Raw genomic sequence first — 25085 nt, 5'->3', positions numbered from 1 at the left:
GGACCGGAATCGCTATTCCGTTTCCGTCGCTGCCATGCCGCCGCGATCGGCGGCCAGCTCCGGCGGCACCGGAGGCAGCGGCTCGCGGTCCGGGGCGGGGCGGAAGGCGTCCAGCAGCATGCGCGCCAGCCTCTCGCTCGCCGCGGCCCGGCTCGCGGTCAGCACCCGCGCGACTCCCGCGTTCGCCAGCGTCGCGAGGAACAGGTCCGCGTGCTCGAGGTCCGGGCGCACGGCCCCCGCGCGGCGCGCGCGATCGACCAGCAGGATGGACGCACGGAAGGCGCGCGCGTGCTCGGCGGCGAAGATCGTCGACCCGGAGAACGGCGCCATGAGCAGGTCCGCGAACGCCGGATCGGCCGCCTGCTCCCGGAGCAGCATCGCGACGTAGCCGGCGAACGCCGACCACGGGTCGTCACGGGCCAGCTCGGCGGCCTCGACGGTCACGTCGGCGTACCGGCGCATCTTGTCCTCCATCACCGCCTGCACGAGCTCGTCGCGGTGCGGGAACCGGCGGTAGAGCGTGCCGACCCCGACGCCGGCCTCGCGCGCCACGGCGGCCGGCGGCGCATCGGTCCCCTCTCGGGCGAACACCCGTGCAGCAGCGGCCAGGATCGCCTGCCGGTTGCGCTCGGCGTCGGCGCGCAGCCCGCGTGCGGGCGCCTCCTCGGATGCGGTCATGGCGGTGAACCTACCCGGCCGCGCCTAACTGGAATACATGCTCCGGATGAGGTGTTAGGGTCCGATGAAGCGGAGCAACCGTTCCGCTTAGCAGCTTCACGAGGAGTTCGTCATGCGTGCCATCGCCATCGCCGAGTCGGGCGCCCAGCCCCAGGTCCACGACGTCGCCACCCCCGAGCCCGCCGAGGGCGAGGTCCGCGTGCGGGTGCACGCCGCCTCGGTCAACGGGTTCGACCTGTCCGTCGCCGGCAGCCACCTGGTCGGGATGATGGAGCACCGCTTCCCCGTCGTCATCGGCAAGGACTTCGCCGGCGTCGTCGACGCGGTCGGGTCCGGCGTCGAGGGCTACACGGTCGGGGACCACGTGTTCGGCGTCGTCACCAAGGAGTACCTGGGCGACGGGTCCTTCGGCGAGTACGTCACCGTGCCGGTCGCCGTCGGCCTGGCGCACCTGCCGGAGTCGCTGAGCTTCACCGAGGGTGCCGCGCTCGGCCTCGCCGGGACCGCCGCCGTCGACGCGATCGACGCCGCGCAGGTGCAGGCGGGTCAGACCGTGCTCGTCGCCGGGGCCACCGGCGGCGTCGGTAACCAGGCGGTGCAGCTCGCGGTGCACGCCGGTGCGACCGTCATCGCCACCGCGCACAGCGACCCCGAGCGCGACCTGGTCACCCGCCTGGGCGCGTCCGAGGTCGTCGACTACACCGAGGACGTCGCCGCGCAGGTCCTGGCCGCGCACCCGGGCGGCATCGACACGGTCCTGCACTTCGCGGGTGACCCGACCGCCCTGCTCGCTGCGGTGCGTCCCGAGGGCCGCCTGGCCTCCACCCGCATCATGTCCGCCGACCAGCTGCCGTCCGAGCACGTCACCGTGGCCTCGGTCTACGCCACGCCCTCGCAGCAGACCCTCGAGACGCTGGCCGACCACCGCGCCGCGGAGCGGACCACCGTCACGATCGAGCGCACCTACGCCCTCGAGGAGGTGCCGCAGGCGTTCGCCGACTTCGCCGCCGGCACCCTCGGCAAGCTCGTCATCACCATCGCCTGACCCACCCCCCTGGCTCGAGCAGGGGGCGGAGCCGCTCCGCCCCCTGCTCCGGCCGCGACCCGCAGGACGGACCCACCATGGAGCTCGGAGTCTTCTCCCTCACCGACATCGCCGCCGACCCGAACGGTGGCCCGGCGCCGAGCGTCGGGCAGCGGATGGACGAGATCGTCGGCTACGGCGTGCTCGCCGACCGCCTCGGCCTGGACGTCTACGGCGTCGGTGAGCACCACACCCACCAGTACGCCGTCTCCTCGCCCGCGGTGACGCTGGCCGCCGTGGCGCAGGCCACCGAGCGCGTGCGCCTGATCACGACGGCGACCGTGCTCACCACGCTGGACCCGGTGCGCGTCTACCAGGACTTCGCCACCCTCGACCTGCTCAGCCACGGCCGGGCCGAGGTCGTCGCCGGGCGCAGCGCGTTCGCCGAGCCGTTCGCCCTGTTCGGCGTCGACCCCGCGGACCTCGACCGCACCTACGCCGAGAAGCTCGATCTCCTGCTGCGGCTGCGCGACCAGGCGAACGTGACCTGGAGCGGGAGCACCCGCCCGCCGCTGCGCGACGCCGAGATCTCCCCGCGCGCCCACGCTGAGCAGCTCCCCGTCTGGGTCGCCGTGGGCGGGACCCCGACCAGCGCGCAGCGCGCCGGGCGCCTCGGCCTGCCGATGATGCTCGGCCTGATCGGCGGCACGATCGGCCACGCCCGCCGCCTGGTCGACATCTACCGCTTGTCCGGCGAGCAGGCCGGGCACGCGCCCGGGACCCTGCGGGTGGGCATCACCAGCCACTTCTACGCCGGCGCCGACCCCGTCGCCGCGCGCAACGAGATCTACCCGTACTACCACCAGTACCTGTCCCCGCGGACGAACGGCGGACGCGGCTGGGAGGTCAGCCGGGCGCAGATGGACGCGCTGTCCGAGCGCGGCGGCGCGTTCATGGTCGGCGGCCCCGAGGAGCTGACCGAGAAGATCCTCGACCTGCAGACGGTGCTTGGCGTCGACCGGTTCGTCGGCCAGGTCGACTTCGGCGGCATGCCCCACGCCATGGTCGAGGACTCCATCGCGCGGCTCGCCACGGAGATCGCCCCCGCCGTGCGCGAGGCCGCGTCCGCCCCCGCCGGGACGCCGCGGTGACCGGGCGCGACGGCACGGAGCGCCCGGTCGGGACCATCGGGGTGCTCGGCGCCGGACGCGTCGGCACCGCGGTCGCCCGCCAGGCGATCCGCGGAGGCTACGACGTGCTGATCGCGGCCTCCGGCGATCCCGCCGACATCGAGCTGATAGTGGGCGTAATGGCGCCGGGAGCGCAGGCCGTCACCGCCGCCGAAGCGGCGGCCCGCAGCGACGTGGTCATCCTGTCCCTGCCGCTCCGCCGGTACCGGACGCTGGACCCATCCACGCTGCGTGGCAAGGTCGTCGTAGACGCGATGAACTCCTGGCCCGAGACCGACGGGGACATCCCCGAGCTCGCCGATGCGCCGTCGTCCTCCGAGATGGTCCAGGCGTTCCTCACCGGCGCGCGCGTGGTCAAGACGCTCAACCACATCGGCTACCACGAGCTGGAGACCGACGGCACCACGCCCGGCACCCCCGGGCGGCGCGCCCTCGCGGTCGCCGGCGACGACCCCGACGCCCGCGGCGTGGTCATGGGACTGATCGAGCAGATCGGCTACGACGCCGTCGACGCCGGCTCGCTGGCCGCGGGAGCCGCCCTCGAGCCGGGCACGCCCGTGTTCGACGGCCGGCACGACGCCGCGGCCCTGCGCGGCCTGCTCGCGGCTGGTCAGGCCGCGGCCACGGCGGCGTGACGGCGGCCTTTTCGAGGAGCAGTCTCGACCCCTGAGCCCCTCGGGCCGGAGCGCGCACTCCCCCTGCGCCGCTCCGGCCCGAGGTCCTTTCGCACCCGGCGAACCACGGAGGATCAGATGAGACCACGCACGCTGCTCGGCGCGCTGGGAGCGGCCACGGCCGTCTCCGGCTTCGCCGCCGACTGGAACCGCACGCACCTGTTCAACCCCGCCTGGCCGCCGCACGCCCGGTTCCACGACGCGCAGACGATCACCACCGCCGCGCTCCTGGGCACTGCGGCGGTCGCGGTGCTGCGGCACCCGGATCCCCGCGCCGACACCGTGAGCGCCGGCCTGACCGGCGCCTTCTGGGCCTCCGTCGCCGCGAGCTTCCTGTACCCGGGCACGGGCGGCCTGGGGGCCGAGCGGCCCGACCTGATCCCGCACCTCGGGAAGTTCCCCCTCGACGAGCGGGTCGCCGCCACGGCGATGCTGGCGCTGACCGCTGCCGGCTGGGTCCGGGCGCGGCGCGGCCGCGGCTGACCGGCGGTCGTCCGCGGGTCCCGGCGGGCGCCGGCCGGCCGTGGCTGCGTGCTCACGGCCGGCCGGCGCCCACGAACCTCAGCTGTAGCGCAGCCCGTGGCCGAACCGGAACAGCGGGTCGGCGGTGTCGAACGGCACGTCCGGCCGGCTCGCCCGGACCGCGTCCATGCTGCTCGGCAGGTCGAACGGCAGCCGCCCCTGCGGCTCGGCGGCACCGACGAGCACGTCCAGCAGCGCCGACGGGCTGGCGCCGTAGGTCCCGGTGACGGCCGCGACCTCGTGCACGAACGGGGTGAGGATCGCCGGGCGGTCCAGGAACACGTCCACGACCGTCGGCACCGCCGCCGCGACCTCCCCGACGTGCGCCACCTGGTCCGCGGGGAAGTCCAGGGAACCGGAGTGGAACATGTTCTCGAACGTCGCGCTCCGCTCCTCGTAGGGCGCCTGCAGCCGCAGGATCGCGACGTCGGCCTCGTGCGGGTCCGTCACCACGACCCCGTACGCACCGGCGACCTCGGCGTCGATGCCCTCGACGTACAGCTTCAGGCCCCCGCGCAGCGGCAGCGTCGGGCGACCGTCCACCACCGTGTTGGTCACGAGCGTCACGGACGCGCGCTGCGCCGCCTTCCCCGCGGCGACGAACTCGGCGTTGCCGACCACGCGCCGGGCACGCTCGACGTCGACGTAGCGCTGGTCGTCGAACAGGCCGAGCACGAACTTCTCGCGCAGGACGCGGCGGGCGGAGACGTCGATGCGGTCCTCGCCGAGGTCGCCGGACCGCACCAGGTCGACCAGCAGCTCGGGGCACGCCTCGCCGCCGAACTGATCGACCCCGGCCTCGAGGACCTTGAGCATCCGCTCGCGCGGCGTGAGGTGCTCCACCCCCCAGGCCCGGGCAGGGAACGGCTCGCCGAACACCGCGTTGTCGGTGATCAGCCCCCAGTCGGTGCAGACGACTCCCTCGAACCCGTACCCATCCCGGAGGAGGCCGGTGATGACGCTCTTGTTGAACCCGAAGCCGACCTCCTCGTACTCGGTCCCGACCGGCATCCCGTAGTACGGCATGATCTGGCTGGTCCCGGCGGCGAACGCCGCCTCGAAGGGCTTGAGGTGGTGCTCGAACAGACCACCGGGGTACACCTGCTCGCGACCGTGCGCGAAGTGCGCGTCCTCCCCGTCGAGCTGCGGACCGCCCCCGGGGAAGTGCTTGGTCATGGTCGCCACGGAGTCGGCACCGAGCCGGGACCCCTGGAAGCCGCGGATGTAGGCGGCACCCAGCCGGGACGTCAGGTCGACGTCCTCCCCGAAGGTCTGCAGCTGGCGGGACCAGCGCGGCTCGGTCGCGAGGTCGATCTGCGGGTGCAGCGCGACCCGGATGCCCACGGCCGTGTACTCCTGGCGCGCGATGTCCGCGAACCGCTCGACTAGGGCCTCGTCGCCGATCGCTGCCAGCCCGAGCGGCTCGGGCCAGAGCGAGAAGGTGTCGGTCGCGACGCCCATGAGCGGGTTGTCGGTGTACGAGTGCCGCGGGTCGCTGGAGATGGTGACCGGGATGCCCAGTCGCGTCGAGGCGGCGAGCTCCTGGAGCCGGTTGTGCCACGTCGCCATGGCCTCGACGGTGGGCGCCGTGCCGAGGATGTTGAAGTGGGTCATCAGCCGGCCGGTGACGTACTCCTCGTTGCTCGGGAGGCCGAACACCGGGTCCCCGTCGCTGAGCTCGCCATCCGGACCCATGCTGATCATGGTCTGGAACAGCAGGCCGGCCTTCTCCTCGAGGGTCATCTGCGCCAGGAGGCGCTCGACGCGCTCGTCGACGGGCAGCGCCGGGTCGAGGTGGGTGGTGTCGATGCTGGACGTGGTCACTTCACTCCCTTGATGCGGTACACGAGGATGGCGCCGGCCAGAGCGACGAGGGCGCCGAACAGGTAGAACGTGGCGTAACCGCCGAGGGCCGTCGTCGCCCCGAAGGCGATGATCACGGGGGCGATCGAGGGTGCGAGCGACTGCGGCAGGGCGTTGGCCATGTTGAGCACGCCGAGGTCCTTGGCGGCGTCGTCGGGGTTCGGGAGCACCTGTGTCGCCAGCGCGAGGTCCACCGACATGAAGGAGCCCACACCCAGCCCGACGATCGCCTGGCCGACCACCACCGCCGTGACGCTGGGCGCGAACGCCAGGACGACCAGGCCCACGACCATGATCAGGCCCGCGACGGCGACGAACGGGCGCCGCTTGCCGACCTTGTCCGACAGGATCCCGCCGAGCGGCCCCGAGACGGCCAGGGCACCCATGAAGGCGACGTTCGCCAGGAGGACGGCCTGGATCGCGTCCTGCTCCCCGAGGCCGAACTGCTCGGTCAGGTAGAACGGCAGGAAGGTGGCGACTCCTGCGTAGCCGAACATCACCAGGAACTTCGTCAGCCACGTCCACCCGAAGTCGGGGTGCTTGACCGGGTTGAACACGAACGACCCGAGGAACTCCTTGACGGTGAACGCCGTCGTCGGCCGCTCCGTCAGGACCCGGTCGGGCAGCGCGCGGGCGAACACCAGGACGAGCGCGACGGCGACGACGGCCGGGACCGTGAACCGGGCGAAGTCGCCGGGGAGCACGTTGGCGACCGCCGTGCCGACGAGCATGCCGACCGGCCCTGCGAGGCCGACGATGCCGGAGACCATCCCGCGCCGAGCGGTGGGCACCTGGTCCGGGACCGTGGCGTTGGCGGCAGCGAGCACGGCATTCATCGCGGCCTGAGCTACGCACCACGCGATCAGCACGAGCCACACGCTCGTCGCAACGCCGATGACCATGAACGCGAGGAGCCCGGTGAGAACCCCGCCGACCAGCCACGGGCGTCGCATGCCCCAGCGCGACGTCGTTCGGTCGGACAGCCGTCCCGCGAGCGGGTTGGTGATCAAGGCGAACACCGCACCGACGCCAGTGACGAGCCCGAGGGCCGAGGTCGCCTGTGCCGACGTGGTGGTGATGTGCTGCACCTTGAACGCCAGCGTCACGAGCGCCGGCGTCATCAGCGCGAGCATGATCCCGAAGTTCGCAGCCGCGAAGGTGGGGACGTACCCACGCGGCGGACGCGCGGGCTCGGTCGACGACGGCACGGCCGCAGGCTGGATCAGTGACGACTCTGTCATGGCGGAACTCCTTGGACGGCGCCTTCGTCGGCGCGGGTGGCGTAAGTGAAACAGGTGGTAACTGAAAATGCAACGCTCGGTAACTCGCGTAGGCTGATCGCATGAGCGACGCCGCGACCGCCGTACGACCGCCGCGGGCGCGTGAGAACTCCGCGGCCCGCACGCGTGCGGCGATCGTCGACGCGGCCGCGGTGCTGTTCGCGGAGCGGGGCTACCGGGCGGTGTCGCTGCGCGAGATCGCCGCCGCCGCCGGCATCAGCCACCCCGGCCTGCTGCGGCACTTCTCCTCAGCCGACGACCTGCTCCGCGCCGTCGTCGACCGGCTCGACGACCTCAACCGGCACCTGCCGTCGAGCGAGGCCACCTCGCTCGATGCCTTCGTCCAGGTCGCCCGCCGGAACGACGCCACCCCCGGCTACTCCCGGCTGCTGCTGGGGCTCATCGGGCTCGCCGTGAGCCCCGAGCACCCGGAGCACGCCGCCGTCGCCGCGCGGTATGTGGCGGCGCGTGACCAGTTCGCCGACATCCTGCGGCGGCACGCCGACGACCTGGACGCCATGCTCGACCCGCTCGCGGAGGGGACGCGGACAGCCGCGGCCTGGGACGGCATCCAGCTGGTCGCGCTCTACCTGCCAGAGATCCGCGTTCCCGACGCGCTCCGCCGCCGCCTCGCCGCACTGGGAGCCGGCGCGCCGGGATCCCGCATGCCGCCGCTCGAGCCGTGCGACCCGCCTGCGACACCAGCCGAAGTACGGGCCACGGGGTATGCCACCGGCAGGGAACGGCGCGCGCAGATCATCGCCGCCGCCGCCGAGCAGTTCGCCAGGTCGGGCTACCACGTGACGAGCCTGCGGGAGATCGCCGCGGCGGTCGGCACGGGTGCCTCCACGCTCAAGCACCACTTCGGTGACAAGGAGCGGCTGCTCGTCGCCGTGCTCGAGCAGCAGGAGGCGGTGCTGGCCGACGGCGGTGACTGTCCGGCCGGCCTGTGGGGGCTGCCCCAGCGGTTCCGCCGCAACCTGGAGACAGCGCCCGGCTTCGTCGAGCTGCAGACCACGTTGTGCATCGAGGCCGCTGCGCCGTCACATCCCGCCCACGGCTACTTCGCCGAGCGCTACCAGACGCTCATCCGCTCGTTCGCCGACGACGTGATGCGGGCGCAGGAGGCCGGCACGGTGGCCCCGGGCAGGGACCCGTGGTTCGAGGCGCTCTGGATCGCCGGCCTGCTCGACGGGCTCTACATGCAGTGGCTCTACGACCCCGACGCGGTCGATCCCTGCGCGCTGCTGGCCGAGCACCTCGACCACCTCCGCGCGGTCCCGTAGTCCGGGCCTGCCGGACGACCGGCGACGGGAGCGTGAGCGGACGCATTGCGCCTGCTCGCACGGCGGGGAGATCCGATCGTCCATGCGTTGCGCGGTTTCTTCCATTCTCGTGCTGACGCCGCGTTCCGTACCGTCGTGCGCGCCGCCGCCCCGCGACGAGAAGCGGCTCCCTGCCCGACAGAAGGACCACCGTGGAACATCAGCGTGCGACGCCCGAGCGGCACCCTCCCGTAGGCCGGCCCCGAGCCGCCGCTCCGGGCAGCCCGCCGGAGGCCCGCCTCGACCTGTCGGGCAGGTGGGCGGTGGCGCTGGACCGCGACGGCGTCGGCGAACGCGAGCTGTGGTTCACCGGACTCGAGCAGTCGAGCACCGACGTCCGGGAGGTGCAGCTGCCGGGATCCCTGCAGGAGCAGGGCATCGGGGATCGCGTCGGGCCGGACACGCAGTGGACCGGCCTGGTCGTGGACACGTCGTTCTACACCGAGGACCGGTACGCCCCCTTCCGTGACCCTGCCGGCTACGCAGTCCCGTTCTGGTTGCAGCCCCACACCTACTACCGCGGTGCGGCCTGGTTCCAGCGGACCGTCGTGGTCCCGCAGGCGTGGGCCGGCAGCCGGCTCGGACTCTACCTGGAGCGGGTTCACTGGGAGTCGACGGTGTGGGTCGACGGCGTCCGGATCGGCTCGGAGCGGAGCCTCTCCACGCCGCACGAGTTCGCCATCGGCCGCCTCGCGCCCGGCGAGCACACCGTGGTCGTGCGGGTGGACAACCGCACCGTCGTGGATGTCGGCCCCAACGCGCACAGCATCAGCGACCACACGCAGGGCAACTGGAACGGCCTCATCGGGGACCTCCGGCTGCACGTCCTGCCGGAGGTCCGGATCCGGCAGATCCGCGTCGAGCCGGTTGTGGCGGACCGCGTCGCGCACGTCGCGGTCGACATCGAGTCCTCGGCGGCGGGTGCCGGCCGCGGCGTCGTCACCGCCGTCGTCCGGTCGCGCTCGGCGCTCGACGAGGTGCTCGGCCGCGCGTCGGCCGCGTATGACGCGGAGCACGGGCAGGACCTGGCTCTCCGTGGCATGACGGGCGGCGGTGCCCACGTCGACCTCGTGGTCGCGCTGGGTCCGCAGGCCGCGACCTGGGACGAGTTCGACCCCGCGCTGCACGACCTCACCGTGGAGCTGACGGCGCACGCCGACAACCGGGACCACCGGGACACCTCTCGCGCGACCTTCGGCCTGCGGGAGGTCGGGACGGAGGGCACCCAGATCACCGTGAACGGGCGGCGAACGTTCCTGCGCGGGACGTTGGAGTCGTGCGTGTGGCCGCTGACCGGCTTCCCGCCGACGGACACGGAACCGTGGCGCCGCGTGTTCCGCACCGCTCGCCGGCACGGGCTGAACCACCTGCGCTTCCACTCTTGGTGTCCGCCCGAGGCCGCGTTCGTCGCCGCCGACGAGGAGGGGTTCTACCTCCAGGTCGAGGCGCCGATCTGGGCGAACCAGGGTGCCGCCGTGGGCGAGGGCCGCCCCGTGGACCGCTTCCTGTACGAGGAGACCGAACGGATCCAGGACACCTTCGGCAACCACCCCTCCTTCCTGCTGATGGCCCACGGCAACGAGCCCGCGGGCCGGGACGCCGAGTTCCTCGGCACGTGGGTCGAGCACGCCCGCAGGCGGGACCCCCGCCGGCTCTACACCAGCGGGGCCGGCTGGCCCGCGATCGAGGAGAGCGACTACGACGACATCCCCGGGCCCCGCACGCACGGCTGGGGCGAGGGCCTGGCCTCCCGGCTGAACGCCCGGGCCCCGGAGACCGGCACGGACTACCGGGACTGGGTGGGCAGCACGCCGCGCCCGATCGTCAGCCACGAGATCGGGCAGTGGTGCGCCTACCCGAACTTCGCCGAGACGACCAAGTACAGCGGGCTGATGCAGCCGAAGAACCTCGAGGTCTTCGCCGCCTTCCTCGCCGAGGCCGGCATGGCCGACCAGGCGCAGGAGTTCCTGCACGCCTCCGGCCGGCTGCAGCTGCTCTGCTACAAGGAAGAGGTCGAGGCTGCACTGCGCACCCCGGGCTTCGGCGGTTTCCAGCTGCTCGGGCTGAACGACTTCCCCGGTCAGGGCACGGCGCTGGTCGGCGTCCTCGACGCCTTCTGGGACGAGAAGCCGTACGCCACGGCGGCCGAGTTCGCTCGCTTCTGCGGACCGGTCGTGCCCCTCGCCCGGCTACCCCGCCGGGTCTGGACCACCGCCGACACGATGACGTTCGAGGTGCAGGTCGCCAACTTCGGTTCGAGGGACCTCGATGCGGAGGTCACCTGGCGGATCCGGGCCTCCGACGGTGCGGTCGTGCGAGCCGGCACGTCGTTCGAGGGCCAGATCCCGCTCGGCAACGCCGAGCGCCATGGCGCCGTGCGGGTCGACCTCGGCGACCTGGAGACTCAGCGCCTGACGCTGGTGGTCACCGTCACGTCGGGCGAGCAGACCTGGGAGAACGACTGGGACGTGTGGGTCTACGCGGCGGCCCCGGCGCTCGACCGTCCCGACCCGGTGGTCGAGACGACCGACGTCGACGAGGCACTGCGACGGGCGAGCTCCGGTGCGACCGTGCTCCTGACGCCGCCCGCCCACGAGGTGGCGGGCGACGTGGCGCTGGGATTCACGCCGGTCTTCTGGAACACCGCCTGGACCAAGGACCAGGCACCCCACACGCTCGGCATCACCCACCCGAGCGATCACCCGCTGTTCCAGGAGTTCCCCTCCGAGGGGCACACCGACTGGCAGTGGTGGGAGCTGCTCCACGGAGCGGCCCCCATGGTGCTCGACCACCTCCCCGCGGCGGTGCGGCCCCTCGTCCAGCCGATCGACACCTGGTTCCGGGCGCGTCGCCTCGGACTCCTGATCGAGGCCCGCGTGGGGAGGGGTCGCTTGGCCATCTGCACCCTGAACCTGAGCCGAGGGGATCATCCGCGCCCGGAGGTCGACCTGTTCCGGCACAGCTTGCACCGGCACCTGTCGGACACCCCGCCCGAACCGTTGACGGAGCTCGACGCCGGTCAAGTTCAGCGCCTGTTCCGGGCACGCTGAGAACAAGTACCGCCCGCCGGGCAGCAGCGCATGCCCCCGATCTGGCACGAGATCGGCCGCGACGAGATCGCACGGCAGTCGCCGTCACGGCACGTCCCCGTGTGGTCATGGAGGTCTGCCGGCCAGGTCGGGCCAGGGCGCCGGGCCCAGCCGCGAGCCCCCCGTAGCCAGCCGTTGCCGATCGGCAGGGGCACCCGTCCACCGGCTACGCGTGCGTTCTCAGCACCACGGGTCCGGGGTCGGGTGCACCCGCGGGGTCACCGGGTCGGCACCCCTGCGGACGCCGGGTGCGCTCGGCAGCGCGACGACGGCAGCGCGCTCGCCGCCGCCTCGTCCAGCAGCACGGTCACCTGCGCGTGCCGCTGGAGCACGGAGGCCGGGACCCCCGGCGTGATCGGTCCGGTGAGCGCCGCGGCGACGGCGTCGGCCTTGTCCGCACCGGTCGCGACGAGCAGCAGGTGCCGGGCGGACGTGATCGTGCCGAGCCCCTGCGTCAGGGCGTGGGTGGGGACGGAGTCGACGGTTCCGCCGAAGAACCGCGCGTTCGCGGCGCGCGTCCGCGCGGTGAGCGGGACGACCCGGGTGCGCCCGTCGACCGGCGAGCCGGGTTCGTTGAACGCCAGGTGCCCGTTGTGGCCGATGCCGAGGATCTGCAGGTCGGCGTAGCCGGCCCGCGCCAGCCCGGCCTCGTAGGCCGCTGCTGCGGCGTCCGGGTCGGCGGCCGCGCCGTCGGGGACGTGCACGCGGACCGGATCGAGGCCGAGCGGCTCGGTGACCGTGCGCCGCACGACCGCGCGGTAGGACTCGGCGTGGCCGGCGGGCAGGCCGACGTACTCGTCGAGCGCCCACGCCCGCACCCCGGTCACGTCGAGCCCGTCGCGGACGTGCGCGGCGAGGGCGGAGTACAGCGGCTCCGGCGAGGAGCCCGTGGCCACACCGAGCACGAGGTCCGGCCGGAGGCGGATCTCGGCGACGACGACGTCGGCCGCGCGGTCGCCGACCGCCGCGGCGTCGGGCAGGACCTCGAGCCTCACGCGGGCACCGCCTTGCTGCCGAGCCGGCGGTGGAAGTCGGGGAACACGTCCTCCTCCGGGCTGAGCCCGCGGGCTCGGGTGAGCTCGACCGCGAGCAGCTGGAGCGGGACGACCGCGGCCAGGCGCGCGGCGTCGCCAGCCGGCGGCAGCGCGATGCGCACCTCGGCGGCGCCGACCGACGTCGTACCGCCGGCGATCACGTGCAGGGCGCGACCGCCGAGCTCGACGACGACCTGCGCGAGGCGGTCGGCGCGGTCGGCCAGCTCGCCGCGCTCCCCCACGACCACCAGGAGGCTGCCGTGGTGCAGGCGGCGGTGCGGGCCGTGCAGGAACTCCTCGACGTCCCACACCCCGGCGGGGACGCGGGCGGTCTCGAGGACCTTCAGCGCGCCCTCGTCGGCGACCGGGCGCCACGGGCCCCAGGTGACGACGTGCACGTCGGTCGGCGGCGGTGCGGCGACCAGCGCGGCGACCGGGGCGCCCGCGTCCGCGATGGCGGTGACCACGGCATCCGGCGCGGCCGCGAGGTCGCCGCCGTCCTGCGCGTCGAGCGCGCGGCCGAGCAGGTGCAGCGCGAGGACGGTGGCGGTGCAGCCCTTGGTCTTGGCCCCGACGGTCTCGGGGCCGCAGGCGATGTCGAGCGCCGGGTGCGGGCCGTCCGACGGCTCGCCCGTGACCAGGAGGGTGGCGGCCCCGGCGGCGCGCGCCCGGTCGAGGACGGCGCGGGTGCCGGTGCTGCGCCCGCTCTGCGAGACGCCGACGACGAGCAGGTCCGGGCCGAGCACGAGGTCGCCCGGGAAGTGCAGGGCGTCGGTGGGCACGAGCGCCCGCACCGGCCGCGCGAACGAAGACGCCGCCAGGCGCGAGGCGTGGTGCGAGGTGCCGGACCCGACCAGCAGCACGCGGGAGGTCCGGTCCGCGCCGGCGGCGGCGAGCGCGTCGCGCACCGCCGCGGGGAGCGTCGCGAGCTGGTGCGCGAGCACGTCCGGCTGCTCGCGGACGTAGGTCTCCACGGTCCCGGCGGTCATGACGTCCCCTCCGTCGTGACCTCGATCCGCAGGGGACGGTCGGTCCAACCGCCGATCAGCACCCGGGTGCCGGGCACGCGGTCCTCGCCGTGCACGTAGGTGAACAGCTCGCCGTCGTCGTACCGCGGCGGGAGGCCGCTGTCGTGCCCGGTGACGTGGACGCGCAGCAGGTCGCCGCCCGCCCGCAGGGTCAGCGCGCCGTCACGCAACCACCACGCATCGGTGAGCTCGGGATGCGGGTCGACGCCGAGGAGGTCGCCGGGGCCGAGGACCAGCTCCACCGCCAGGCGGGTCCGGGGACCGTCGCAGCGGACCTCGACGTCGGCCCCGTCGGCGCGCAGGTCGACCGCGACGGTGGTGGCCAGGCCCAGGTCGCTGCGCTCGCGCCGGGGGAAGTCCATCTGCGCGAAGAACCGTCCCTCGTCGGTCAGCCGGTACGCGCCGTCCGCCCTGCGGTCGGCGGCGGCCAGCGGCTGGTAGTACCCGCTGACCGTCTCCCCGGTGAGGAGCACCCGCTGCCCGTCGACCGCGAGGACCTCGGGGCGGAACGCGCCGGTGTCGAAGAACGCGGGGGCCACGCGCAGCGCGTGCAGGCGCGCCGCGCCCCGCCGGTGCTGCACCAGCGTGGCGGAGTTCGCCAGCCCAGAGGCGATGCGCCGGGTCCGGGCGTGGTCGGAGCCGCCGAACACGGTGCTGGCGGCCGGGCCGATCCGATTCCGGACGAGCCCGACGGTCGGCAAGGCCACGAGCCCGTCGGTCGCGGGGGCCGCCGGGGGCAGTGGCGCGAGCCGCACCGGGTCGACCAACCCGTCCGTGAGCTCTCGGGATGCCTCCAGGCGTGGGTCGCCGCACGCGAGGACGGCGAGGCGGGCGAGCGCGCCGTCCTCGTCGGTCACCGCGAACCGCCGGAGCTGGCCGGCGAACGACCGTACGTGGAACGTCTCGCGCTGGTCCTGCCGGCGGGAGTGGACGCTGACGACCTCGCCGTCCTCATCGACCAGCGGCACCAGGGAGCGCAGTGAGGCGCGCACCGGCTCCAGGAGCGCGGGCCGGTCGAGCAGCCGGGCGAGGGTGAGGAGCGAGGGGTTCGAGACGTAGGCGGCGTAATTAGGGCTGCGCTCGGAGTAGAAGCCGTCGGCGTCGATGTCCACGCCCTCGGCGAGCCACTCGTCCACCCGGTCGACGAGCCGCCGGTCGCCGGTCAGCCGGTGCAGGCCGGCCAGCGCGGCGGACAGCTCCCACCGGTGGTTCGGGGTGTGCACCCCGCCGACCAGCAGCGCCTCGACGGACCGCTCGGCGACCGCGCGCAGCCGCCCGGCGACGTCGGCCGGACCGGGGGCTCCCTGGGCGTCGAGCAGCTCGAGGGTCAGGCAGAGGTCGTTGACGGTGAACGACGAGTCCGGCGGGGAGACGAGGTTGTCCCCGTCGAACAGACCGGTCGGCCCCTGGGACGCCTCGAGGTGCGTCACGAGGGCCGTCGACGCCGCCGCGCGGTCCGGGTGCGGATCGTCGACGAGGTCGGCGAGGACCAGCACCCGCACGGCGTGCATGGTCGCCCGGTGCGGGAACGCCGTCGGGACGCCGACGCGGAGCGTGTCGAGCACCGCGTCCGCCTCGGTCAGGGTGCCGGCGACGAGGCGGTCGCGGTAGGACGCGTCGACCACGGGCGTCAGTCCTTCAGGCCGGAGTTGAGGTCGGCGCTCAGCACGTACCGCTGGGCCACGAAGAACATCACGACGAGCGGGATGATCGAGATGACCGAGGCCGGCAGCAGCAGCGTCCAGTCGATGTTCTCCGCGCCGACCAGGCTGCGCAGGGCGACCTGCAGCGTGAACTGGTCGGGGTCCGCCAGGACGATCAGCGGCCAGATGTAGTCGTTCCACCGCCACTGGAAGCTGAAGATCGCCAGGGTGATCGCGATCGGCTTGGCCAGCGGGAGCATGATCCGGAAGAAGATCGCGAGCTCCTTGGCGCCGTCGATGCGGGCGGCGTCGAGCAGCTCGTCGGGGACGGTCAGGAAGAACTGCCGGAACATGAAGATGCCGGAGGCGGTGATGACCGACGGCACGATGATCCCCGCGAGGGAGTTGTACAGGCCCAGGTCGCGGATGACGGTGAACGTCGGGGTCAGGATGACCTCGGTGGGCAGCATGGTCGTGGCGAGGATGCAGACGAACAGGGCGCTGAGCCACCAGGCCCGGTACTTCGCCAGGGCGTACCCGGTCGCGGCGCTGAAGAACACCGTCAGGACGGTGGTGATCGTGGCGACGACGAAGGTGTTGCGGAAGTACAGGGAGAAGTCGACCCGCTCCCAGGCGCGGAGGTAGCCGTCGAACGTCCAGGTCTCGGGCCAGATGGTCAGCGGGAACCGGAACAGCTCACCGCCCGGCTTCACGGAGCTGAGGAAGAACCAGACCAGCGGGAACAGGAACAGCACGACGAGCACCGCCAGGACGACGGTCGACGGCAGGGACCGGGCGAACCGCACCCGCAGCGGCACGCGGCGCATCCGCAGCGGCGGACGGTCGGGCGTCGGCGGGGTCGGGGCGGCGGGCGCGGAGGTGGTCTCAGAGGCCATCGCGGATCCTCTTCTCGAAGCGGAGCTGGACGAGGGCGACCACGAGCAGGATCACCATCAGGACCATCGAGACGGCGCTGGCGTACCCGACCTGGGCGCGGTCGAAGCCGGTCTCGTAGATGTACTGCACGATCAGGCGGTTCTCCGTGCCGGGCCCGCCGCCGTTGAGGGCCTGGACCATGGCGAACTCCTTCATCGACCCGATGGTCGACAGCAGCACGACCATGAAGGTCGTCGGGGCGATGCCCGGCAGGGTGATGGCACGGAACCGCTGCCAGGCGTTGGCGCCGTCGAGCTGAGCCGCCTCGTAGTAGGAGACCGGGACGTTCCGGATCGCCGCGACGTAGAGCAGCATGTTGAACGCGGTGTTGGCCCAGGCGGTGGCGATGATGACGACGGCCATCGCGAGGTTCGCGTTCGAGCTCCAGGCCAGCGGGTCCATCCCGAGACGGCCGAGGACGTCGTTGACGATGCCGAAGCTCTCGCCGAACAGCCACCGCCACACGACGCCGGTGACGATCGGCGACACGAGCCACGGGATGAAGAACACGACCTTGGCGAACCCCGTGCCGCGGGCCCACCTGTTGGTCAGGAGCACCGCGATGCCGAGCGAGAGCGCGACCGTCGCCGGCACCGACAGCACCACGTACACCGCGGTGCGGCTGAGGGCCGACCAGAAGTCGCTGTCGCCGACGAGCTCGGTGTAGTTATCCAGGCCGACGAACTCGAGGTCGCCGATGCCGCGGTAGTCGGTGAAGGAGTACAGCAGCCCGAGCGCCCCGGGCCAGACGAAGAACAGGGCGAACAGCGCGATGACCACCGCGGTGAGCAGGAGCGGCGCGAGCGTGTACTTCCCGTACGGGCGGCGGCGCGGTCGCGGCGCAGGGACGGTGGGCGATGGCGCCGCGACGGGGGCCGCGTCCGCACGGGGTGCGTGTGCCAGGGTCATCAGGTCCTCCCGGGTGGAGCGGGCGGGTGCGCCGGCCGCCCGTGACGGGCGGCCGGCGCACGGGGTCAGTCGGCGTACGCCTCGGTGGTCTGCTCACCGATCTCGCGCACGGTGGTGGCGAGGTCCTGCTCGCCGTTGAGGTACTTGACCGTCTCGTCCTTCAGCGGCTCGTACTCCAGGACCAGGCCCTCGTACCCGTTGCGCAGCGCGGTCGTGGCCTGGTCACCGGCGATCGGGTCGGATGCCTCGATCTCGGCGTAGTACATGTCGAACGCCTCGGCGTTGTCCGCGTACGCGACGTCCAGGCCCTCGACGGCCGGCAGGAAGCCGGAGATCTCCGAGAGCTCGGCGTAGTTCTCCTGGGTGTACATCCAGTCGATGAACGCCTGGGTCTCCTCCTCCACGCCGGTGCCGTCGAACGCGACCATCCAGTTGGTGCCGAGGTTGGTGGCGCGGGTGGGCTGCGCCGGCATGAGGGCGGTGGTCCACTCGAAGTCGGTGATGTTCTGGGAGAAGTCGGTGATCTGCCAGACCCCGGAGTAGTACGCGGCGACCTGCCCGCTCTTGAACATCGCCGAGGGGTCCTCACCGGACAGCCACACCGAGCGCGGCATGAGCTGGTCGTCGTTCATCGCGGCGAAGTACTCGAGCGCCTCGGCACCCTCCTCGTCGAGCGCCCAGGTGCCCGCGTCGTCGGGCTGCACGCCCTGGGACCCGAACTGGTACATGAACGAGCGCAGCCGGTGGGCGGAGCCGTCCATGACCATGCAGTACCGGGCTCCGGTCGCGGCCTGGACCTCCTGGAGCGCCGCGGTGAACTCGTCCCAGGTCCACGGCTCGTCGTCGATGCCCGGGTAGGCGACGCCCGCCTGGTCGAACAGCGACTTGTTGAGGAACAGGCCGACGGCGGTCAGGTCGCTGGGCAGCGCCTTGATCTCGCCGTCCTCGTTCTCGACGAGCAGCGACTCCATGACGTCGCGCTCCTCGGCGACGCTGGTGAGGTCGAGCAGCTGCGACTCCCACAGCGGGTCGATCTCGGAGGCACGGGCCAGCGCGGGCAGGTCGCCGGCCTGGGCACCGGAACGGAGCCTCGTGACGAGGTCGTCGTAGGGCACGTCGACGATCTCGACGTGGACGCCGGTCTCCTCCTCGTACTTGTCGGCCATGGCCTGGTAGCCACCGCCCTGGTTGGCGTCGCCGGACAGCACGAACTCCAGGGAGACCGGCCCGTCGGACGCGGCCTCGGAGCTGCCGCCGCAGGCGGTGAGGGTGAGCGCGGCGACGGCCAGCGCCGACGTCGCGGTAAGGGTGCGGAGCTTCACGTTTCCTGACCTCTCGGGGGACCACCGCCCGGGTTGCCGGGCGGCGGGAAGGACGGGCGGGGAGCGGACTGGGGCGCGTCCCCGACGATCCGGAGGTAGCGCGTGGTGGCCTTTGCTATCAGTGCGATGGCAAAGATTTCAAGGCGCCGTCCGCCGGACCTGCGGCACGAAACACAGAATTTACCCGGCGTCACACAGCCGCTACATCGGGGCCGATGGGGCTTGCCGGACCGTCGCGGGGATGGTTTTATCTCGCACTGATAGCAAAGTCACGGAGAGGCGGAAGCAGTGGTCAGGAACGCGGCGCGCACCGCCACCACGCGCACGGTCACGGACATCAACCGCACCGCCGTGCTCGACGCGCTCAGCACGCAGGGTCCCCTGTCCCGGTCCGCGCTGCGCCGCGTGACCGGCCTGTCCCCCGCGACGATCGACCGGCTGTGCGCCGCGCTGCTCGAGGAGCAGCTGGTGGCGCGCGCGGGCGTCGAACGCTCGTCCGGTGGACGCCCCTCGACCCTCCTGAGGTTCGCCGGGGAACGGCGGGTGATCGTCACCGTCGAGGTCACCGCTGCCGGGCCCCGCGGCATGCTCATGGGGCTGGACGGCTCGCGCACCGACCGCGTGGACCGTGCCACCGCGCGCGACGCGGACCCGAGCGCGCACCTCGACGCGCTGCTCACGCTGATCGGCGACCTGGTCGCCCGTGCCGCGGACGCCGGGCGCACCTGCCTCGGGATCGCCGTCGTGGTCCCCGGCGTCGTCGACGACCACGGACGCGTGTCCAACTCGGCCGAGCTCGGCTGGCAGCAGCTGGACGTCGGTTCCATCGTCGGGCACCGGTTCGGTCTGCCCGCCCTGGTCGAGAACGACGCCAACGCGATCGCGTTCGGCGAGTGGGCGCGCGGTTCCGGGGACGGCGTGCACAGCCTGGTGGCCGTCGTCCTCGGCGTCGGTGTCGGCGCGGGCATCGTCTCCGACGGCACGCTGGTGCGCGGCGCCCGCTCGGGTGCCGGGGAGATCGGGTACCTGGTCGCCGATCGTTCGGCGTTCGGCCGGGTGTTCGCGCGCCAGGGCGACCTGGAGTCCCGGATCGGCGCCGTCCCCGCCCGGTACGCCGGCACGGGCGCGCCGGCCGACGCCGCCGCGCTGCTGGCCGCCGCGGCCGCGGGTGACCCGCTCGCGACCGATCTCGCCGCCGAGCTGCTGGACCACCTCGCCTTCGCCGTCATCGCCCTGGCGACGGTGATCGACCCCTCGGTCGTGGTGCTGCACGGGCGACTGCCGGCCGACGGCGACTGGGTCGTCCGCCAGCTCGAGCAGCGCCTGGCCGGCCGCATCCCGTTCCCGCCCACCATCCACCGGTCCGGACTCGGTACCGACGCGGCCCTGGCCGGCGTCGGCGAGCTCATGGCCCGGCGCACGAAGGGATCCGTCTACCTTGCCTGAGATCGCGCCCGAGCGGGTCGACCGCTCTCGCACGACCCGCGGTGCGCGCACCGCGACCGTCGGCGTCGACGTCGGCGGCACCAAGACCCACGTCGTGGCCCTCGGGCCCGACGGCGGCCGCGCCGACGTCGTCGTGCCCTCGGCGGACTGGCGGGACGGCTCGCTGTTCGCCGGCACCGACAACTTCGCCCGGCTGGCTGCGCTCGTCGCGCGAGTCGTGCCCGCCGGCGCGGTCGCCCGGGTCGCCTACGGGATGCACGGGGTCGACACTCCGGCCCAGCAGGCGCTCGCGACGGCCGAGCTGGTCCGGCACTCCCCCGGCCCCGTCCTCGTCGTGAACGACGCCGGCCTGCTCGGCCCCGCCGCGGGGTACACCGAGTGCCTGACCCTCGTGGTGGGCACCGGAGCGGCGCTGCTCGGCACCGCGGCGGACGGCACCGCGCTCAGCGCCGACGGCTACGGCGCCGTGCTCGCCGACCACGGCAGCGCACCGGCGCTGGTGCGCGAGCTGGTGCGCGCCGCGCTGCGGTCCGCGGACTGGGGCACGCCGACGGCGACGCTCGCCGACCCCGCGGTCCGCGCGCTCTGCGGGGCGTACGCCGTCACGACGCTGCAGGACCTCGCACTCGCGGTGTCGCTGCAGCCGGCGATCTCCTGGGGGGTGCACGCGCCGCTCGTCTTCGAGGCAGCGGCCGGCGGGTCGACGCTGGCGGAGGGGGTGCTGCGCGACGCCGCCGACGTCCTCGCCCGCAACATCGCCGCGCTCCGGCGGCGCGGGGCGGTCGGAGACGTCGTCGTGGCGGCCGGGGGTGTCATCACCCAGCAGCCCGTCCTGCGGGAGCTGCTCGCCGCGCGACTGGCCGAGGAGGCCCCGGGTCTCCGTCTCGAGGTCCTCACCGCACCGCCGGTGGACGGCGCGCTCGCGCTGGCGGCGACGCTGTGAGCCCCGGCACCGACCTGCGCACGCCCGACCTCGTCACGGACCTGGCGTCGACCGACCCGCCGCGCGGCACGCGCGCGCCCCGCGCGCACCTGCGGTCCGACGCGCCGCGGCACAGCCTCGACGGGATCTGGCGGGTGCGGACCTGGCCGTCGCCGCGCCACGTCGTCGACGACGGCTGGACCCGACCGGGGGCCGCGCCGAGCGACCCCGCCGCGTGGTCCGACGTCCGGGTGCCCGGGCACTGGGTGCTGCAGGGGCACGGCGGTCCGGCCTACAGCAACCTGCAGTTCCCGTTCCCGGTCGACCCGCCGCACCCGCCGGACGACAACACGATCGCCGACCACCTCCTCGTGTTCACCGCCGACGACGCCGTCCTCGCCCACCCGAGCGTGCTGCGGTTCGAGGGTGTCGAGGGCGCCGCCACGGTGTGGCTGAACGGTGAGGAGCTCGGCACCCTGCGCGGCAGCCGCCTCACGCACGAGCTCGACACGACCGGGCTGCTGCACCGCGGCGAGAACGTCCTGGCCGTGCGCGTCGCGCAGTGGTCGGCGGTCAGCTACCTCGAGGACCAGGACATGTGGTGGCTGCCCGGGATCTTCCGGTCGGTCACCCTCCTCGCCCGTCCGGCAGGCGGCGTCCGGGACGTCTTCGCACATGCCGGCTACGACCACCGTGCCGGCTCGGGCATGCTGCGCGTCGACGTGCAGACCGAGGACGGCGACGCGGGGCCTCCGCTGCTCGACGTGCCCGCGCTCGGCCTGACCGGCGCGGAGGTCGGCGTCGAGCACCGGATCGCCGCGGTGCGGCCCTGGTCCGACGAGGACCCGCACCTGTACGACGCGACCGTCCGCACCGGCACGGAGACCGTGCGGTTGCGGATCGGGTTCCGGACCGTCCACGTCGAGGACGCGGTCCTGCTGCTCAACGGCCGCCCGGTGCTGCTGCGCGGGGTCAACCGGCACGAGCACCACCCGGTCCGTGGCCGGGCCGTGACGACTGAGGACGACCGCGCCGAGCTGCTGCTCATGAAGCGGCACAACATCAACGCCGTCCGGACCTCGCACTACCCCCCGCGCGCCGACCTGCTCGACCTCGCCGACGAGCTCGGTCTCCTGGTCGTCCTGGAGAACGACCTCGAGACGCACGGCTTCGAGCTGGTCGAGTGGCGCGGCAACCCCTCCGACGACCCGCGGTGGGGACCGGCGATCCTGGACCGGGTGCAGCGCACGCTCGAGCGGGACAAGAACCACCCGAGCGTGCTGATGTGGTCGCTGGGGAACGAGGCGGGGACCGGGCAGAACTTGGCGGCCGCCGCCCGCTGGGTCGCTGAGCGCGACCCCGACCGGCTGGTGCACTACGAAGGGGACTGGTCCTCGACGTACGTCGACGTCTACTCCCGGATGTACGCCACCACCGACGAGGTCCTCGCGATCGCCACGGAGCCCGCCGGCGGGACCACCGACGCCGAGCCGCACCGACGCTCCCTGCCGTTCGTCCTGTGCGAGTACGCCCACGCCATGGGCAACGGGCCCGGAGGGCTGACCGAGTACCAGGAGCTGTTCGAGACGTACCCGCGTCTGGCCGGCGGGTTCGTGTGGGAGTGGGTCGAGCACGCGCTCCTCGACCCCGCCGCACCGGCTACCGGGGACGACGGCCCGCGCTGGCGGTACGGCGGGGACTTCGGCGAGCGGGTGCACGACGGGAACTTCGTCGTCGACGGCCTCGTGCACGCCGACCGCACCCCCGGCCCCGCGCTGGCGGACCTCGCGCAGGTGTTCGCGCCCGTCCGGCTGGACCTGGCGGACGACCTCGGGCTGCTCACCGTGCGCAACGTGCGGCACACCCGCGACACCGGCGACCTCGAGATCGCCTGGTGGTCCGACGCACCGGGCCACGAGCACGCCACGGCCCTGAACGTCCCCGCGGTGGCGGCTGGGACCGCGGCACACGTCGCACTGCACCTCCCGACCGCGGTGGCGGGGGCGACCGTGACCGTGACCGCCCGCACCCGCGAGGCGACGCCGTGGGCGCCCGCCGCGCACGAGATCGCGTGGACCCAGCGGGTCGCACCGCCCACCGTGCCCGTGGTCGGCGCCGCACCCGTCGCGCCGTCCGCGACCGCATCCGGGATCCGGCTCGGTCGCGCGCTGATCGACCCGACCACCGGGATGCCGGTGCGGCTCGGCACGCTCGACCTGCACGACGTCGCCCTCGGCCTGTGGCGCGCCCCGACCGACAACGACCGCGGCGTCGGCTGGGACGAGCCGGACCTGCCCCCGGTCGCCGACCGGTGGGCGGCCGCTCGCCTGGACGACCTGCGCTCCCGCCTGCTCGCGCTCGAGCTCACGACGGACGGCGTCGTCGCCCGGACCCGGGTCGGGCCTCCGGTCCTCGACGCCGGAGCGGACTGCACCTGGCGCTGGAGCGCCGACGACGGCGGCCTCGCGCTGGAGCTGACCGTCGAGCCGTACGGGACGTGGCCCTGCGACTGGGCGCGCGTCGGGGTCGACCTCCGGCTCGACCACCCGACGCGGGAGGTCCGCTGGACCGGCTACGGGCCCGGCCCGCAGTACCCGGACACCGGCCAGGGCGCGGCCTGGGGCACGCACGCGGCCGACCGCGACGCCTTCGCGGTGCGGACGGTGCGGCCCCAGGAGCACGGCGCCCGCGTGCTGGACGACGCCCTGGTCGTCACGGGAGGCGACGCACCGGACCTGCGCGTCCGCACGGAGCGGGCCGCGCTGACCGTCCGCCCGTGGTCGCGGACGACGGTCGCCGCCACCACCCACGACGACGCGCTACCCGCCGCCACCTCGACCCATCTCTCCGTGGACGCCGCCCGCTCGGGGGTCGGCACGGCGTCGTGCGGTCAGGGGGTGCTGCCGCAGCACCGCCTGCCGCCCTCGCGGCACGTCCTGCGGCTCGTGCTCAGCGCGGGCTCGTGACCGCGACGCGGGACCCGGACGCCGGCGCGACGTCCCCGGCGAGGGTGCGCGCCTGGCGGCTGCGCGCGATCGTCCTGGCCGCGTACTGCGTGAACGGGTTCAGCCTCTCGGCCTGGAACGTCCGCCTGCCGGCCATCGGCGAGCAGGCCGGTCTCGACGCCGGCGGGCTGGGCCGGTTCCTCATGGCGAACGCGCTCGGTACGCTCGTGACCATCCCGCTCGCCGGCCGATGGGTGCAGCGCGCCGGGGCGCCGCGAGCCTACGCCGGCGCCACCGTCGGGTTCGTCGCCGCGTACGCCGGGCTCGCGGTCGCCCTGCACGCCCGGTCGGTGGTCGGGCTGCTCGCGGCGGCCGCGGTGCACGGCGCCGCGTTCGCCCTGACGAACGTGCCCCAGGCGGTGCTCGGCACGGAGGCGGAGCGACGGGTCGGGCGCACGATCCTGCCGCAGTTCCACGCCGCGTACTCGATCGCCGCCGCCGGCGGTGCCGCGCTCGGGGGGGGTCGCCGCGGGCGTCGGGTGGGGACCTGCACCCCAGCTGGTCCTGCTCGCGGTCCTCGCAGCGCTGGCCCGGGGGGCGATCAGCCTGGCGCTGCGCCGCGACGCTCAGCTGCCCATCCAGACCGTCCGGGTGGACTTCCGAGGCGAGGCCGGCTCGACGCCAGCGCGCGCCCGGCGCGGCGGGGTGTGGCTGGAGACGCCGACCCTGCTGCTCGGGACCGTGGTGTTCGGCGCGGCGCTGTCCGAGGGCGCCGCGAACAACTGGATGGCCCCGCTCGCCGTCGCCGAGCTGCGCGTCGATGAGACGCGCGCCGCGATGTTCGTCTCGGTCTTCCTGGTCGCGCAGACCGCGGGCCGGCTGATCGGCGGGCCCCTGGTCGACCGGCTCGGACGCTCGGCGACCCTGGTCACCTCGGCGCTCGTGTCCGCACTCGGCGTCATCGCCTTCACCACCGCGCCCGCACCGTGGGTCGCGTGGGCGGGAGCGGCGGTCTGGGGCCTGGGCGCCGCGCTGGCCGTCCCGGTCGCCGTCAGCATCGCGGCCGGGCAGGGACGGGCGGCCGAGCGCATCGCGGCGGTCACGTCGCTGTCGTCTCTGGCGAACGTCGCCGGCCCGCCGCTCATCGGCTCCGCCGCCGAGTTCGTCGGCCTGCCCTGGGCGATCGGCGCCGTCGCGGTCGTCCTCGTCGCGGGTGCCGGCGCGGGGCGCGCCGTCCGGAGGTTCACCTGAGCGA

20 protein-coding genes are annotated in these 25085 nt (G+C 73.8%); 10 read left to right on the top strand and 10 right to left on the bottom strand.

The genetic code is table 11. The features are described from left to right. Positions 1 to 12: 12 nt before the first annotated feature. Entirely contained in the window at positions 13 to 678 is a 666-nt protein-coding gene (locus tag ACWPWW_RS11825) for a TetR/AcrR family transcriptional regulator (RefSeq protein ID WP_454050571.1), read from the bottom strand. Between the two features lie 112 nt (positions 679 to 790). Here ACWPWW_RS11825 and ACWPWW_RS11820 point away from each other — a divergent pair, with 112 nt between their 5' ends. From ACWPWW_RS11820 to ACWPWW_RS11805, 4 genes are all read left to right on the top strand, one after another. Then, the gene (locus tag ACWPWW_RS11820; RefSeq protein ID WP_454050570.1) at positions 791 to 1723 is read left to right on the top strand and encodes an NADP-dependent oxidoreductase; all 933 of its coding nucleotides are present in this window, start codon (positions 791 to 793) and stop codon (positions 1721 to 1723) included. Positions 1724 to 1800: 77 nt separating this feature from the next. Next, complete coding sequence (locus ACWPWW_RS11815) at positions 1801 to 2853, top strand: LLM class flavin-dependent oxidoreductase (protein ID WP_454050569.1); 1053 nt, start codon at positions 1801 to 1803, stop codon at positions 2851 to 2853. After that, complete coding sequence (locus ACWPWW_RS11810; RefSeq protein WP_454050568.1) at positions 2850 to 3527, top strand: NADPH-dependent F420 reductase; 678 nt, start codon at positions 2850 to 2852, stop codon at positions 3525 to 3527. Before ACWPWW_RS11815 ends, ACWPWW_RS11810 begins: the two co-directional genes overlap by 4 nt. Before the next feature lie 117 nt (positions 3528 to 3644). Continuing rightward, positions 3645 to 4049: a DUF6640 family protein gene (locus ACWPWW_RS11805; RefSeq protein ID WP_454050567.1), complete on the top strand. Its 405-nt coding sequence runs from the start codon at positions 3645 to 3647 to the stop codon at positions 4047 to 4049. 78 nt (positions 4050 to 4127) lie between these two features. On the opposite strand, the gene ACWPWW_RS11800 is transcribed toward ACWPWW_RS11805, so the two are convergent. Together ACWPWW_RS11800 and ACWPWW_RS11795 are read right to left on the bottom strand one after the other, a co-directional pair. Beyond that, positions 4128 to 5912 carry a glycoside hydrolase family 3 protein gene (locus ACWPWW_RS11800; RefSeq protein ID WP_454050566.1) on the bottom strand — a complete coding sequence of 595 codons (1785 nt, stop codon included), beginning with the start codon at positions 5910 to 5912 and terminating at the stop codon, positions 4128 to 4130. After that, the gene (locus ACWPWW_RS11795; RefSeq protein ID WP_454050565.1) at positions 5909 to 7192 is read right to left on the bottom strand and encodes an MFS transporter; all 1284 of its coding nucleotides are present in this window, start codon (positions 7190 to 7192) and stop codon (positions 5909 to 5911) included. Before ACWPWW_RS11795 ends, ACWPWW_RS11800 begins: the two co-directional genes overlap by 4 nt. Before the next feature lie 101 nt (positions 7193 to 7293). On the opposite strand from ACWPWW_RS11795, the gene ACWPWW_RS11790 reads away from it, so the two are divergent. Next, the gene (locus tag ACWPWW_RS11790) at positions 7294 to 8517 is read left to right on the top strand and encodes a TetR/AcrR family transcriptional regulator (protein WP_454050564.1); all 1224 of its coding nucleotides are present in this window, start codon (positions 7294 to 7296) and stop codon (positions 8515 to 8517) included. A 191-nt stretch (positions 8518 to 8708) separates the two neighbouring features. Beyond that, a complete protein-coding gene (locus ACWPWW_RS11785) occupies positions 8709 to 11606 on the top strand; it encodes a sugar-binding domain-containing protein (RefSeq protein ID WP_454050563.1) in 2898 nt (965 codons plus the stop codon). Positions 11607 to 11863: 257 nt separating this feature from the next. Here the strand turns inward: ACWPWW_RS11785 and ACWPWW_RS11780 are convergent, their stop codons facing one another. The 6 genes from ACWPWW_RS11780 to ACWPWW_RS11755 form a co-directional block, all read right to left on the bottom strand. Continuing rightward, complete coding sequence (locus ACWPWW_RS11780; protein ID WP_454050562.1) at positions 11864 to 12640, bottom strand: glucosamine-6-phosphate deaminase; 777 nt, start codon at positions 12638 to 12640, stop codon at positions 11864 to 11866. After that, entirely contained in the window at positions 12637 to 13668 is a 1032-nt protein-coding gene (locus tag ACWPWW_RS11775) for an SIS domain-containing protein (protein WP_454050561.1), read from the bottom strand. Before ACWPWW_RS11775 ends, ACWPWW_RS11780 begins: the two co-directional genes overlap by 4 nt. Next, complete coding sequence (locus ACWPWW_RS11770; protein ID WP_454050560.1) at positions 13665 to 15332, bottom strand: hypothetical protein; 1668 nt, start codon at positions 15330 to 15332, stop codon at positions 13665 to 13667. The genes ACWPWW_RS11775 and ACWPWW_RS11770 overlap by 4 nt, the downstream gene beginning before the upstream one ends. Positions 15333 to 15337: 5 nt before the next feature. After that, positions 15338 to 16246 (bottom strand): carbohydrate ABC transporter permease, encoded by a 909-nt coding sequence (locus ACWPWW_RS11765; protein WP_454050559.1) that lies wholly within the window; start codon positions 16244 to 16246, stop codon positions 15338 to 15340. Beyond that, on the bottom strand, positions 16236 to 17195 hold the full coding sequence (locus ACWPWW_RS11760) for a carbohydrate ABC transporter permease (RefSeq protein ID WP_454050558.1): 960 nt from the start codon (positions 17193 to 17195) through the stop codon (positions 16236 to 16238). The genes ACWPWW_RS11765 and ACWPWW_RS11760 overlap by 11 nt, the downstream gene beginning before the upstream one ends. A 65-nt stretch (positions 17196 to 17260) precedes the next feature. Next, positions 17261 to 18517, bottom strand: a complete 1257-nt coding sequence (locus ACWPWW_RS11755) for an ABC transporter substrate-binding protein (protein WP_454050557.1) — start codon at positions 18515 to 18517, stop codon at positions 17261 to 17263. Positions 18518 to 18805: 288 nt separating this feature from the next. On the opposite strand from ACWPWW_RS11755, the gene ACWPWW_RS11750 reads away from it, so the two are divergent. Genes ACWPWW_RS11750 through ACWPWW_RS11740 form a run of 3 tightly spaced genes read left to right on the top strand, consistent with a single transcriptional unit; the run spans position 18806 to position 23851 of the window. Continuing rightward, positions 18806 to 19963, top strand: coding sequence for an ROK family protein (locus ACWPWW_RS11750; RefSeq protein WP_454050556.1), 1158 nt, complete (start codon positions 18806 to 18808; stop codon positions 19961 to 19963). Next, positions 19956 to 20906: an N-acetylglucosamine kinase gene (locus ACWPWW_RS11745; protein ID WP_454050555.1), complete on the top strand. Its 951-nt coding sequence runs from the start codon at positions 19956 to 19958 to the stop codon at positions 20904 to 20906. The genes ACWPWW_RS11750 and ACWPWW_RS11745 overlap by 8 nt, the downstream gene beginning before the upstream one ends. Next, a complete protein-coding gene (locus ACWPWW_RS11740; RefSeq protein ID WP_454050554.1) occupies positions 20903 to 23851 on the top strand; it encodes a glycoside hydrolase family 2 TIM barrel-domain containing protein in 2949 nt (982 codons plus the stop codon). Before ACWPWW_RS11745 ends, ACWPWW_RS11740 begins: the two co-directional genes overlap by 4 nt. Here ACWPWW_RS11740 and ACWPWW_RS11735 read toward each other — a convergent pair. Further along, complete coding sequence (locus ACWPWW_RS11735; protein WP_454050553.1) at positions 23835 to 23987, bottom strand: hypothetical protein; 153 nt, start codon at positions 23985 to 23987, stop codon at positions 23835 to 23837. The two genes, ACWPWW_RS11740 and ACWPWW_RS11735, sit on opposite strands and share 17 nt — an antisense overlap. 347 nt (positions 23988 to 24334) lie before the next feature. On the opposite strand from ACWPWW_RS11735, the gene ACWPWW_RS11730 reads away from it, so the two are divergent. After that, positions 24335 to 25081 carry an MFS transporter gene (locus tag ACWPWW_RS11730; protein ID WP_454050552.1) on the top strand — a complete coding sequence of 249 codons (747 nt, stop codon included), beginning with the start codon at positions 24335 to 24337 and terminating at the stop codon, positions 25079 to 25081. Positions 25082 to 25085: the final 4 nt, after the last annotated feature.

The organism is Cellulomonas sp. Marseille-Q8402 (assembly GCF_965119525.1).
Note: the sequence above shows the minus strand (reverse complement) of the source record. Positions and strands in the feature narration are given on the sequence as shown.